The 12,754-nt window shown below is 75.1% G+C and carries 9 protein-coding genes; 3 read left to right on the forward strand and 6 right to left on the reverse strand.

What is annotated here, in order from left to right:
- Positions 1-180 precede the first annotated feature (180 nt).
- On the forward strand, positions 181-864 hold the full coding sequence (locus tag B9L22_RS07015; protein ID WP_086149815.1) for a winged helix-turn-helix domain-containing protein: 684 nt from the start codon (positions 181-183) through the stop codon (positions 862-864).
- 139 nt (positions 865-1,003) lie between these two features.
- A complete protein-coding gene (locus B9L22_RS07020; RefSeq protein WP_034651883.1) occupies positions 1,004-1,726 on the forward strand; it encodes an NAD(P)-binding oxidoreductase in 723 nt (240 codons plus the stop codon).
- Positions 1,727-1,757: 31 nt separating this feature from the next.
- On the opposite strand, the gene B9L22_RS07025 is transcribed toward B9L22_RS07020, so the two are convergent.
- Complete coding sequence (locus B9L22_RS07025) at positions 1,758-6,806, reverse strand: sigma-70 family RNA polymerase sigma factor (protein WP_158097164.1); 5,049 nt, start codon at positions 6,804-6,806, stop codon at positions 1,758-1,760.
- A gap of 193 nt (positions 6,807-6,999) precedes the next feature.
- Here B9L22_RS07025 and B9L22_RS07030 point away from each other — a divergent pair, with 193 nt between their 5' ends.
- The gene (locus B9L22_RS07030) at positions 7,000-7,797 is read left to right on the forward strand and encodes a hypothetical protein (protein WP_233139835.1); all 798 of its coding nucleotides are present in this window, start codon (positions 7,000-7,002) and stop codon (positions 7,795-7,797) included.
- A gap of 107 nt (positions 7,798-7,904) precedes the next feature.
- Here B9L22_RS07030 and B9L22_RS07035 read toward each other — a convergent pair whose 3' ends face one another.
- The 5 genes from B9L22_RS07035 to dnaK form a co-directional block, all read right to left on the reverse strand.
- The gene (locus B9L22_RS07035; protein ID WP_021482763.1) at positions 7,905-8,213 is read right to left on the reverse strand and encodes a DUF1540 domain-containing protein; all 309 of its coding nucleotides are present in this window, start codon (positions 8,211-8,213) and stop codon (positions 7,905-7,907) included.
- Between the two features lie 158 nt (positions 8,214-8,371).
- Positions 8,372-8,881 (reverse strand): heat shock protein transcriptional repressor HspR, encoded by a 510-nt coding sequence (locus B9L22_RS07040; RefSeq protein WP_083384591.1) that lies wholly within the window; start codon positions 8,879-8,881, stop codon positions 8,372-8,374.
- A gap of 37 nt (positions 8,882-8,918) precedes the next feature.
- Positions 8,919-9,911 carry a DnaJ C-terminal domain-containing protein gene (locus tag B9L22_RS07045; protein WP_086149818.1) on the reverse strand — a complete coding sequence of 331 codons (993 nt, stop codon included), beginning with the start codon at positions 9,909-9,911 and terminating at the stop codon, positions 8,919-8,921.
- 153 nt (positions 9,912-10,064) lie between these two features.
- A complete protein-coding gene (gene grpE, locus B9L22_RS07050; protein WP_086149819.1) occupies positions 10,065-10,727 on the reverse strand; it encodes a nucleotide exchange factor GrpE in 663 nt (220 codons plus the stop codon).
- The gene (gene dnaK / locus B9L22_RS07055) at positions 10,724-12,607 is read right to left on the reverse strand and encodes a molecular chaperone DnaK (protein WP_021479837.1); all 1,884 of its coding nucleotides are present in this window, start codon (positions 12,605-12,607) and stop codon (positions 10,724-10,726) included. The genes grpE and dnaK overlap by 4 nt, the downstream gene beginning before the upstream one ends.
- Between the last annotated feature and the right edge of the window lie 147 nt (positions 12,608-12,754).

Here is a 12,754-nt window from a genome sequence, read left to right on the forward strand (position 1 = left end):
TCGCTCCCGTGAGCACCTCGACCCGTCCCGTCAGCGCGCCGTCCGGCGTGCTCCCGGGCGCGGTCGTGTGCGTCTGTTGTCAGGCCTGAACCCTCTCCCGCACCTCGGTTCAGCCCTCGACCCCTGCCGACCCGCCGGACTCCCGGCATCGCCGTCGGCCCGACGCACCCGGAGCCACCCATGACGCTCACCGCTACCCGCACCGCACGCCGCACGCCGTCGGCCCGCGTCCCCGCCGTCCGGGCGACGACGCCGCGCACCACCGCCCCGCGGACCGCCCCCGCGCCTCGCGCGGCGGCACCCGAGCCGGCCGCCCCGCGGCGCAACCCCGGCTTCGTGCTCTACGTCGGCGTCGACGCCGCGCCGGGCGAGCAGCCGCAGGCGCAGCTCGTCGAGCTCGCCGAGGCCCTGGGCGAGCTCGCGCGCGACTGGCTGCCGAGCGCCGAGACGTACACGGCGCTCGCCCTCGCCGAGCCCACGACCGCGACGACGTCGCCCGTCCAGGACATCGCCGCGTTCCGCGAGCGGCTCGCGACCCTCTCGCCCGTGCCGCGCGTCGTCATCGACCCCGCGGGGCGCACGGTCACCGTGGAGGGCCGCTCCGCGCGCCTGACCTTCCGCGAGCTCGAGCTGCTGTCGTACCTCGCGCGCACGGCGCACCGCGTCGTGACGCGCGCCGAGCTGCTGGAGACCGTGTGGGCCGACCACGAGGTCGCGAGCGGCAGCCGCACCATCGACGTCCACGTGCGACGCCTGCGCGAGAAGCTCGGGCTGGAGCACGTCATCACCACGGTCCGCGGGCTCGGCTACCGGTTCGATCCGCAGACCCCCGTCGTCCTCGGCGGCTCGGGGGACGCCGCCTGAGGACCGCGCTGCCGGGCCGCGGTCGACGTGGGGGTACGTGGGGGACCACGCGCCCGGCAGCGCAACCCCCTCCTGTGACGACCCTCGCACGCCGCCCGCTCGTCGGGCGCGGACGCGCGTGCGGCGATACGTTCGGCCCATGCGCACAGTCATCGCGGGAGGTCACGGCCAGGTGGGCCGTCGCCTGGCCCGGACGCTGGTGGAGCGCGGGGACGACGTCGTCGCCTTCGTGCGGTCCGCCGCGCAGATCACGGATCTCACGGAGCTCGGCGCGCACGTCGCGCTCGTCGACCTCGAGAAGGACGACGCCGTCGCGGTGTCCTTCGAGCTCGAGGGCGCGGACGCCGTCGTGTTCGCCGCGGGCGCCGGACCCGGCAGCGGGGCACCGCGCAAGGACGCGGTCGACCGCGCGGGCGCGGCCCTCCTCGCCGACGCCGCCGAGCGCGCCGGGGTGGGGCGCTACGTCCTCGTCTCGTCGCGGGGCGTCGAGGCGGCCCGCGCCGACGAGCGCCCCGACGGTGTCGACGACGTGTTCTGGGCCTACCTGCGCGCGAAGGCCGCCGCGGAGGACGACCTGCGCGCCCGCACGGACCTGCAGTGGACGATCGTCCGGCCCGGCCGTCTCACCGACGACCCGGGCGTCGGGCTCGTGGCCCTCGCCCCCGTGGGCGACGGCGACAAGCCGCGCGGCAAGCGGCGCAAGCCCGGCGCCGCCGTGGGCGAGCGGTCCGACGTGACGCGCGACGACGTCGCGCTCGTGCTCGCGGCGGTGCTCCACGAGCCCCGCTCGGCCGGACTCGTGCTCGACCTCGTGGGCGGCGACCGCCCCGTCGAGGACGCGCTCGCCGACGTCCTGCCCTGACCGCCCGGCCCGGAGACGGACGTCGGGCGTGTCAGCCCTCGCAGCGGGCCTCGCGCTGCCAGATCACCCCGAGCGGGTCACGGTCGGGCCGGATGAGGACGTTCGCGATCCGCGCGGTGTAGTTCCAGCCGCCGTAGGACACCTCGTCGCCGAAGCCGTACCACTCCCCCGCGTCCCACGCGGCGTAGCACGCGGGCGCCGCGCTGAAGGGGTCGACCACGAGCTGCTCGGACCACGACCCCGCGTGCAGGACGTACTTCGCCCCGGACCCGGAGGCCTCGCCCAGCGCCACCGTGCGGCGCTCGCCGGCCGCGAGGTCCCACTGGCCCTTCGCCTGCCCGGTGACCCGGAAGGTCAGCGGGACGTTGGAGCCCGCGTTGTCGAGGAGCACGGACACCGTGCGGAACGAGTCACCACGCTTCGCGTCGTAGTACGGGTCACCGAGGACGAGGCTCCCGCCGGGCGCCACGACCGCGCAGTCGAGCGCGTCGAACCGGGCCGTCACCGTCTCCGCGAACGGGGTGCCGAGGACCGTGCGCGAGAGCTCGAACGTGACCGCACCGGACCGCACCGCGAGGGCACCCGCGGGCAGGTCGACGCTCGCGCTCGCACCCGGCGCGACCTCGCCGAGGTCGCGCGTGCCGAACGGGGTGCGCACGACGACGCGGGTCGGCTCGTCGGCGTCGTTCCGCAGACCGGTCGTGAGCACCACCCCGCCCCCGCCGGGCGCGCACTGCGTCGTCGCCGTGAGCGTCGCCGCCCAGTCCGGCACGTACGCCGCGCCCCGGTAGGTCGCCGCGAGGGCGGAGTCCTGGAAGCCCTTCCCGAGCACCCAGCGGTACTGGCGGAAGGTCACCTTCCCGGCCTTGACGTCGAGCGCCCCCGTGTCGATCGTGAAGGTCGCCGTCTCCCCCGGCTTGATGCCGCTCACCGGGGCGGAGTCCCCGAGCGCGCCGCCGAGCATCCGGGCGTCGAGCGTCTCCGCCGTGTCGTTCGTCAGGGTGCCGACGAGCCGGATCGAGCCGTCCTGCCAGCGCGCCTCGACCGTCGCCGTGCGCGCCCACGACGGCGCGTAGGTCGTCGCGGCGTACGACGCGTTCAGCGTGCTCCCCGCCAGGCCGGGGGCGTGGGCCCGCTCGACCGCGAACGTGGCCGCCCCCGCCGGGACGTCGCGCAGGCGGGTGTCGACGGCGAGCGTCGCGGTCGCGCCCGGGGCGACCTCCACGGGCGCGGCGGCGCCGTACGGCGTGGTCATCGTGACCCGCAGCGTCGTCGCCCGGTACGGGTTGTGGAACGTCCCGCGCACGACCGCCGCGCCGGCGCCCGCGCCGTCCGGCACGACCCACGTGGCCGTCGCCGATGCGGAGCCGTCCGCGACGGACCAGTCGAAGCAGTCGACGCCCGGGACCTCGTGGCTCGCGAGGGCCGCGCCGTCGGCCAGCACGTCGAGCGTCAGCGACGCCTCCCCGACACCGCCGGGCACGTCGACGACGGCGTCCCGGCCGCCGTCGACCGTGCGCGTCAGGTCGTCGCGACCGGCGACGGCGAACACCACGGGGACGGTCGAGCGCGTGTTGTCGTAGCGCAGCGCGACCGGGGCGGACGACCGCTCGGTCGCCGGGCCGAGCCGGCACGCCCCGACGGTCGGCGCGTCCACCGCGGGCGCGTGCCGCACGGCGTCGTACGCGGCGGTCACGACGTGCGACCTGCCCGAGCCGTCGAGCCGGGAGACCCGGAACGCGACCTCGCCCGCGGCGACCTGCCGGGAGCCGGTGTCGAGGGTCAGCACGGCCTCCGCGCCGGGTGCGACGTCGACCGCGCGCGTCGTGCCGAGCGCTCCGCCGTCCAGGGCCACGCGCAGCGTCGCCGCCGCGTGGTCGTTGCGGAACGTCCCGCTCACCACGACGGAGCCGCCGCCCTCGGTGGGCGCCCACTCCGCGGTCGCCGAGCCCTCGACGTCCCACGCGAAGCAGTCGACCGCGCCGACCGTGCGGGAGACGAGCGCGTCGCCGTCGGCCCGCAGCGCGTACGTCGCAGGCGCGGCTCCCGCCGGAGGAAGCTCGACCTCGGCACGGGCCCGCGCCGGGACCGTCTGCGCGAGGCCCGGGTGCCCGTCGACCGAGAACTCGACCGGGAGGGTGGAGGCGGAGTTGTCGAAGGTCAGCGTCGCGGCGGCGGACGACGTGTCCGTCTCGGGGTCGAACACGCACTGCGCGACCGCCGCGTCCGGGACGACCGGCGCGATCGTCTGGCCGTCGAGGGCGAGCGCGACGTCGCTCGGCGGCCGCGAGACGACCGCCTCGCCGCCCGGCCCGACGAGCAGCCGCTCCTGCGAGAGCACGAGCATGCTCGCGGGCACCGCGGGCGCGTTGACGTCGACGACCAGCGAGGCGTTCTCACCGACGCTCGTGCGCGCGGGGAGGTCGGCCGCGTGCCACGCGGGCGTGTCGGGCGCGGCCAGGCCGACCGTGACGGGCGCGCCCGTCCGGTTCGCGACGTCGGCGGTGTACCGCACCGTGCCGTCCGCGTTCTCCGCGCGGACCTGGACGCCGTCGGCCCCGAGCCACGCGAGCGGCACCGCCGCGCTCAGGGTGCGGCTCGCCGTGACTGCCTGGTCGTCGGCTCCGGCCCGCACCTCGACGGGGACGTCCGCCGGGAGCACGCGGAGCGCGCCGTCGTCGCGCTGCTGGACCTCGGGCACGAACGCACCGTTCGCGCGCAGCTCGACCGCCAGCTCGACCGACCGTCCCGCGGACGCGCCCCGGGCCGGCGCGGGCAGCACGGTGTCGTTCGCGCACTCGAGAGCGGCGCCCCGCGCCGGGGTGGTGCAGGTCCAGCCGTCGTCGACAGGTCGGAGGGACAGCCCCTTCGGCAGCTCGGGCACGGTGAAGCGGACGCCCTGGGCATCACGGTCGCCGGTGTTGGCGGCCGTGAGCGTGAGCGTCGCGGACCCGGGGTTCGCCGCGAGCGCCACGCGCTCGTCGTCGAGCCGGACCTCCGCGCCGACGTACTTCAGCGGCGGCGGCGTGAGGTTGCGCTCGACCGTCCGCAGGCCCTCCGCCTTCACGCGCGCCGGGAACTCGTAGACGCCGCCGCCGCGGGCCGTGACCGTGACGACGAGGTCGCGCGCCTCGCCGGGCGCGAGCACGCCCACCGCGCACGCGAGCGTCCCGCCCGCAGCGGCGGGACCGCACGGGAGCGCAGCCGTGCGCAGCACGGGCGCGACCGACGCGCCGCGCGCGACGACCGACGACGTGACGGCCTCGACGCCGGCCGGCAGGTCGACCTCGACCGTGACGTTCTGCGCCGCCCTCCCGCCCGAGTTCGACACCGTCAGGCGCACGTCCGCGGGCTTGCGCGCCTCCATCTCGATACCGGTCCCGAGCGCGACGTCGAGCGCGGCCGGAGCGGGCTCCGGCGGCGGGTCGACGGGCGTCGGCTCGCCGGTCCCCGGGTCGACGGGGGTCGAGCCGCCGGGAGCCGGGTCGGTGGGCGTCGAGCCGACCGGGCTCGTCCCGCCGGGCGCGGCCCCACCCGCAGGCGGAGCCGTCGTCGCGTCGGGGGTGGCGGGGTCCGTCGGCGCCGGCGGGATGTTGGTGGGCGACGTCGGGTCCGTCGTGGGGTCGGGCGTCGGGGCGGTCGTCCCCGAGCTCGGCGAGGGGGACGGAGACGGGGACGAGCCGGACGGCGTCGGGGACGACTGCGAGGTCGGTGGCGGCGTGGGCTCGGGAGTGAAGGCCCCGAGCGCGCCCGCGACGCCCAGCCCCGCGACCGCGAGGACGCCCACGGTGACCGCCGCCGCGGCGATGGGCGCGGACGCGACCAGCGCGAGCAGGCCTCCGGCCCCGGCCGCGGCCAGGGCACCACCGCCCGCCGCCGCACCGCCGACGGCCGCTGCTCCACCCACCGCGGCAGCCCCGGCACCCGCGCCCGCACCGGCCGCTCCCCCGGCGACGCTGCCCGCGGCGCCGACGGCTCCCGCCGCCGCACCGGCCCCGCCGATCACCCCGGTCCCGGCGGCGCCTGCACCGGCGCCGCCGCCGACGCCCGCACCGGCCCCGGCACCGGTCGCCGCACCGGACCCGCCCGCCGCACCGGACCCGCCGGCAGCACCCGAGCCTCCCGCCGCGCCGGACCCACCGGCGCCCGATCCTCCGGCGCTCGACCCGCCGGCGCTCGACCCGCCAGCGCCGCCCGACCCACCGGCGCCCGAGCTGCTCGCCGTCCCGCTGCCGGACGCGCCCTGGAGCGCGGCCGCGAGCCCGCCGGCGACCGCCGCGCCACCCGTGGTGGGCAGCGCCGTCCCGACGAGACCGAGCGCGCCCACGCCGAGCACGAGCGGGGCGATGACGGCGCGCATGCCGTGGGAGACGTCGCCCAGCTCGAGCACGAGCCCGCGGCAGTCGTCGCAGCCCTCGAGGTGCGACTCGACGCGTGCCGTCTCGCGCTTGGCGAGGCCCCCGCGCACGTACGACCCGAGGAGCGCGTTGACCGTGCGGCACTCCTCGGCGGGCACGGACGTGAGGTGCTGCTGGAGGTACGCCTGGCGCAGCCCCTCACGGGCGCGGTACGCGAGCGCGGAGACGCCGTTCGCGGTGAGGCCCAGCAGCGGGGCGATCTCGGCCGGGGACAGGTTCTCGACCTCGGTGTACCAGAGCACGGCACGCCACCGCTCCGGCAGGTCCTGGTACGCGCGCGTGACCGTCGAGCGCTCGAAGCCCTCGAGCGTCGGGTCCTCCGTCGAGGCCATCGGGCCGAACGCGGACTCGAACGTGCGCTCGTCGTCGGTCGGCTGCGTGCGCCGCGCCCCGCTGACGAGGTCGTACGACAGACGGCGCACGACCGTGAAGAGGTAGGCGCGGAACGTGACGTCCGGGCCGCCGCCGTTCTGCAGCACGGAGAGGGTGCGGGCGAACGCGTCGGACACGACGTCGTCGGCGTCGGCGCTCGAGCGGACGTACTGGCGCGCGACCGTGCGCGCGGCCCCGGCGTGCCGCTCGTAGAGCACCCCGTAGGCGCTCGTGTCCCCTGCACGTACGGCGGTGATGAGCTCGGCGTCGCTGAACGCCTCGCTGTCCACCCGTTGTGCCTGCGTCATCGTCACCCGCCCCGGAGACCGCCCCGAACCGAGGCTACGGTGGCCATAGTAGACGCCCGTCCATCTCACGGGCAGAGGGTTCCCGCCACCGGAACGGGAACGGCGGTGCTTTCTGGCTTTCGTCCCCTTTGACCCGGGACGTGAGGTCCTGGAAACTCCTCGCCGTTCCCGCGTCATGGACCGCCCGCCCGCACGTCTCATCTACATGGACCACCTCCCGGGGTACGCCGTGCCCGCGACCGACGCCGTGCGCGAGCGGTGGCGGCGCGCGAGCGCCGACAGCGTCTGGCTACGGCCGGGCGACTGGTACCACCCTGCCGTCGACGCGCTCGTCGAGGCGTTGTGCGAGGAGCGGGACGCGACGCCCGCCGCCGAGCGGCTCGGCCGCGTCCGCGCGGAGGCCGGGGTCGGGATCGGCGAGGCCATCGACGACGTCGTCTGCCTGTACCGCGCCCACGACCGCGAGCCGGTCGTCGACCTGGTCCGCGGCGTGGCGGTCGGCTGGTCTGAGGGGTACGAGGCCAGCCCCGTGGCACCCGAGGTCCTGGACCCGGAGTCCGGTCTCGCGACGACCCAGTACCTGGTGCACCGGCTCCGCGAGACGTACGGCGCGGCCGAGCGCGCGGGCCTCGACGCGACCCAGACCCACGGGCTGCTCGTCGTCGACGTCGCGCTCGACGACCTGACGGGCTGGCAGCGGTTCGCGCGGTCGGCGGCGATGGGCCGCGCGCTCACCCACACGTTCGGCGAGGGCCACCCCATGGCCTCGATCGGCAACGGGCTCTTCGTCGTGCTCGGCGAGCGGGACGCCGACGACGCCATGGTGCGCACCGTGCTCCGCCACAACATCGAGCGCACCGGGCTCGCGCTGGGCGTCACGGCCATCCTGCGCCGGCCGCCGCGCGTCTGGCTCGAACCGCTCCCCCGCACCCACACGGCGGCCGTCCAGCTCCTCGACACGCTCCAGCGCTGACACGACGACGCCCCGTCCCACGCGGGCGAGCACGTGGTCCGGGGCGTCCGGGGGCGTCTGCGGCCGGCAGGTGACCGACCGCCCGCGAGCAAGGCTGCGACCGCGCGTCAGCGCGGCGTGAAGGTGAGGCAGTCGGCCCGGTCCTCGCCGGACGCGCCCGCCCCGACGCGGATCGACGGCGCGGAGCACTCGAGCGAGGCGTTGTGGACGCACTCCGTGCGCTGGCAGGCCCCGACGTGCGCGAGCACCTTCTCCAGCCCGCCCTTCGTGCCCAGCGGGATGAACGTCGCGCACTCGGCGTCACCCGTGTGACCGGCGATCGTCACGGCGCCCGCGTGGCACCCGTGGTCGTGGTTGTAGCCGCAGCCGTCGATGGAACACTCGACGACCTGGGGCATCTCCGTGAGGCTGCTCATCGCGATCTCCTGTCTCCGAGGACCCGCCGTGGGTCGGTCTCCGCGTTCCACGGTATTCCCGGAATTCCTCGGTGTATAGCAAGGAAGGCCTTGCTAAGAAATGCAGGAATGCGCTGCAATTAGCGCACGGCATTCTTGCGGAATTGCCTCGTCGCAGGTCAGTTGTCGGTGCCGTCGGCCCGGGGCCGCCAGATGACGAGCGCGCGCGCCTCGCCGTGCTCGACGAGCGTCTCGCGCAGGGCCTCCTCGACCCCGCGCCGCACGCTGCGCCCGCGCGGCACGACGACGACGTCGCCGCTCGCCGCGGCGGCGAACACGCGGCCGCCCGGCTCGACGCGCGCCGAGAGCGCCTCGATGCGCCGCTCGAGCCGCTCGACCTGGGACTCGAGGGCAAGGATCCGCTGGATGCCCGCGAGGTTGATGCCCTCGTCGTGGCTGAGGCGCTGCACCTCGAGCAGCTTCGCGACGTCGCGCAGCGAGTACCGCCGTCCCCGGCCCGCGGTGCGGCGCGGCACCACGAGGCCGAGGCGGTCGTACTGGCGCAGGGTCTGCGGGTGCATGCCTGCGAGCGCGGCGGCCTGCGAGATGACGAGGACGGGCGCGTCCTGGTCGACGTCGGGCGTCACGTCCGGACCCGTCCGGGCGTCGTCCGTGCGGTACGCGGTCATCCGGGCCTCCTTCCCGAGCCGGCGCTCCGGGCGCCGGTCACTCCGCGGCCTGGCGGACCAGGTCGGCGCGCACGTCCTGGCCGGCGGTCTCGGCGGCGAACGTCTCGACGGCCTCGCGCGCGGCCTTCGAGAGCTTCTGCGGCACGGCGACCTGGACCGTGACGAGCAGGTCGCCGGTCGACTTCGCGGTCTTCACGCCGCGGCCGCGGACGCGCAGCGTGCGCCCCGACGGCGTGCCGGCCGGCACCTTGACCTTGACGGTCGAGCCGTCGAGCGTCGGGACGGCGATGGTGGCGCCGAGCGCGGCCTCGGGGAACGTCACCGGGACCGTGATCCGCAGGTTGTCGCCGTCGAGCGAGAACACCGGGTGCGGGGTGACGTGCACGGTGACGACGAGGTCGCCGTCGGGTCCGCCCGCCGTGCCGGGGCGGCCCTTGCCGCGCAGCCGGATCTTCTGGCCGTCGCGGACGCCCGGCGGGATGCGCGTCGTGACCGTGCGGCCGTCGACGGTGAACGTCACGGTGGACCCCTCGACCGCCTGCCGGAACGGCAGCGTCGTGGCGGCCGCGAGGTCGGCGCCCGCGCGGGGCCGCGGGCCGCCGAACTGCTGGCCCGCGCCGCCGCCGAACATCGAGCCGAGGATGTCCTCGAACCCGCCCGCGCCCTGGCCGCCGGTCGAGTAGCGGACCCGGGTGCCGCCCGGCCCCCCGCCGCCGCCGAACATGCCGCCGAAGACGTCCTCGAAGCCCGCTCCCCCGGCACCGCCGGGGCCCGCGGAGAAGCGCGCGCCCCCGCCCGCCATCGCCCGGATCGCGTCGTACTGCTCGCGCTCCTTGGGGTCCGACAGCACGGCGTACGCCTCGCCGATCTCCTTGAACTTGGCCTCGGCGCTCGCGTCACCCTGGTTCTGGTCGGGGTGGTACTTGCGGGCGAGCTTGCGGTAGGCCTTCTTGATCGCGGCGTCGTCGGCGTCCTTGGGGACGCCGAGCGCGGCGTAGAAGTCCTTCTCCATCCAGTCCTGTCCGGTCACGGCGCCTCCCTCCTGTCGGTGGTCGTGGTCCTGGTCCTTCGTTCCGTGGCTGCTGCCGGTGGGTCTGCTGCTGGTGATCCTCGCGTGCCCGACGGCGGAGCGCACCTCCGCGCGGGAGGTGCGCCCGCGCCGTCGGGCACGAGGAAGGGGTGGCTACTGCGGGCCGACGACCGAGACGCGCGCGGCGCGCACGACCCGGTCCCCGATCCGGTAGCCCGGCTCGATGACGAGGTTCACCGTGGTGGCGGTGGCCTCGGGGTCGGGCTGGTGCATGAGCGCCTCGTGCACGGTGGGGTCGAACTCGTCCCCGACCGCGCCGTAGCGCTCGATCCCGAACTTCTCGAGCGACGCGTCGAGCTTGTCGGCGATGGCCGCGAACGGCCCCGTCAGCTCGCCGTGCTGCCGCGCGCGGTCGATGTCGTCGAGGACCGGCAGGAGCGCGGTGAGCACGTCCTCGATCCCCTTCGTGCGCGCGGCCTCCTGGTCGCGCAGCGACCGGTTGCGATAGTTCGTGAAGCTGGCCCGCTCGCGCTGGAGCGCGTCGAGGTGCTCCGCGGCCTCGGCCTTCGCCGCGAGGACCGCGGCGTCGACCTCGGCCTCGTCGGACGGCTCGAAGTCGAGGCCCGCGAGCGGGTCCGTCTCCGCGTCGTCGCCCGCGGAGCCGCCGGCCTCGCCCTCGGGGCGGGGCCGACCGCTCTCCGGGTCGACCTTGCGCTTGTCCGTGAACTGGAAGGGCTTGTCGTCGGAGCCCTGGCCGGGCTCGCGCCCGGCCTGCTCCTCGGGGCCCTGCGGGTCGGTCGGTCCGTCGGCCGTCACTTGCGCTCGTCCTCCTCGTCCACGATCTCGGCGTCGACGACGTCCTCGTCCGGGGCGGACGTCGCGCCCGCCGCGGCGGTGGCGTCGTCCTGCGCGGCGCCGGGGTTGCCGGCGGCCTGCTCCTGCTCGGCCGAGGCGTAGAGCGCCTGGCCGATCTTCTGCGAGGACGCGACGAGCTTCTCGTGCGCGGTCTTCACGGCGTCGGCGTCCTCGCCCTCGAGCGCGGACTTGACCGACGCGATGTCGGCCTCGACCTCGGTGACGACGTCGGCGGGGAGCTTCTCCTTGTTCTCGGAGACGAGCTTCTCGGTCGAGTAGACGAACGCCTCGGCCTGGTTGCGGGTCTCCGCGTCCTCGCGACGCTTCTTGTCCTCGGCCGCGTGCTCCTCGGCCTCCTTGACCATGCGGTCGATGTCCTCCTTGGGCAGCGCCGAGCCACCCGTGATGGTCATCTTCTGCTCCTTGCCGGTGCCGCGGTCCTTCGCGCCGACGTGGACGATGCCGTTCGCGTCGATGTCGAAGGTGACCTCGATCTGCGGCACGCCGCGCGGGGCCGGCGCGATGCCGGTGAGCTCGAACGTGCCGAGCGGCTTGTTGTCGCGCGCGAACTCGCGCTCGCCCTGGAACACCTGGATGAGCACCGACGGCTGGTTGTCCTCGGCCGTCGAGAAGATCTCGCTGCGCTTGGTCGGGATGGCCGTGTTGCGCTCGATGAGCTTGGTCATCACGCCGCCCTTGGTCTCGATGCCGAGGGACAGCGGGGTCACGTCGATGAGCAGGACGTCCTTGCGGTCACCGGAGATGACGCCGGCCTGCAGGGCCGCGCCGACGGCGACGACCTCGTCCGGGTTGACGCCCTTGTTCGGCTCCTTGCCGCCCGTGAGCTCCTTGACGACGTCGGTCACGGCCGGCATGCGGGTGGAGCCACCCACGAGCACGACGTGGTCGATGTCGGAGACGGAGACGCCCGCGTCGGAGATGACCTTGTGGAACGGGGCCTTCGTCCGGTCGAGGAGGTCCTGCGTCATCTGCTGGAACTGGGCGCGCGTGAGCTTCTCGTCCAGGTGGATGGGGCCGTTCTCGCTCATCGAGAGGTACTGCATCGAGATGGTGGTGCTCGTCGCGGACGAGAGCTCCTTCTTCGCCTGCTCGGCGGCCTCGCGCAGACGCTGGAGCGCGATCTTGTCCTTCGACAGGTCGACGCCCGAGCTGTTCTTCACCTGCTTGATGAGGTGCTCGACGATGCGGTTGTCCCAGTCGTCGCCACCGAGGCGGTTGTCGCCCGAGGTCGCGCGGACCTGGATCGTGGAGAAGTCGTCCTCGTCCTTGCCGACCTCGAGGAGCGAGACGTCGAACGTGCCGCCGCCCAGGTCGAAGACGAGGATGAGCTCGTCCTCCTTGCCCTTCTCCAGGCCGTAGGCGAGCGCGGCCGCGGTGGGCTCGTTGACGATGCGGGTCACGTTGAGGCCCGCGATCTGCCCGGCGTCCTTGGTCGCCTGGCGCTCGGCGTCGTTGAAGTACGCCGGGACGGTGACGACCGCGTCCGTGACGGGCTCGCCCAGGTACTCCTCGGCGTCGCGCTTGAGCTTGCCCAGGATGCGCGCGGAGATCTCCTGCGCGGTGTACTTCTTGTCGTCGATCTCCACCGACCAGTCGGTGCCCATGTGGCGCTTCACCGAGCTGATGGTGCGGTCGACGTTCGTGACCGCCTGGCGCTTGGCGACCTCGCCGACGAGGACCTCGCCGGTCTTGGAGAAGGCGACCACCGACGGCGTCGTGCGCGACCCCTCGGCGTTCGCGATGACCGTGGGCTCTCCGCCCTCGAGGACGGCGACCACCGAGTTGGTGGTGCCGAGGTCGATCCCGACTGCTCGTGCCATGTGTGTGCCTCCGTCGTTCTGGGTGCCCGACGGCGCTGCTGCGCCTCGGCACACCGGGTTGAGTCTGCTTCACTCAAGGTAGATCCGTGGTCGGTGCTCGCGCAACCTCACCCGGCTCAACTTGAGTCCATCAGGCTCAACCTTCAC

The sequence above is a fragment of the Cellulosimicrobium sp. KWT-B genome (assembly GCF_002127155.1).
GTDB classification, from domain to species: Bacteria; Actinomycetota; Actinomycetes; order Actinomycetales; family Cellulomonadaceae; genus Cellulosimicrobium; species Cellulosimicrobium funkei.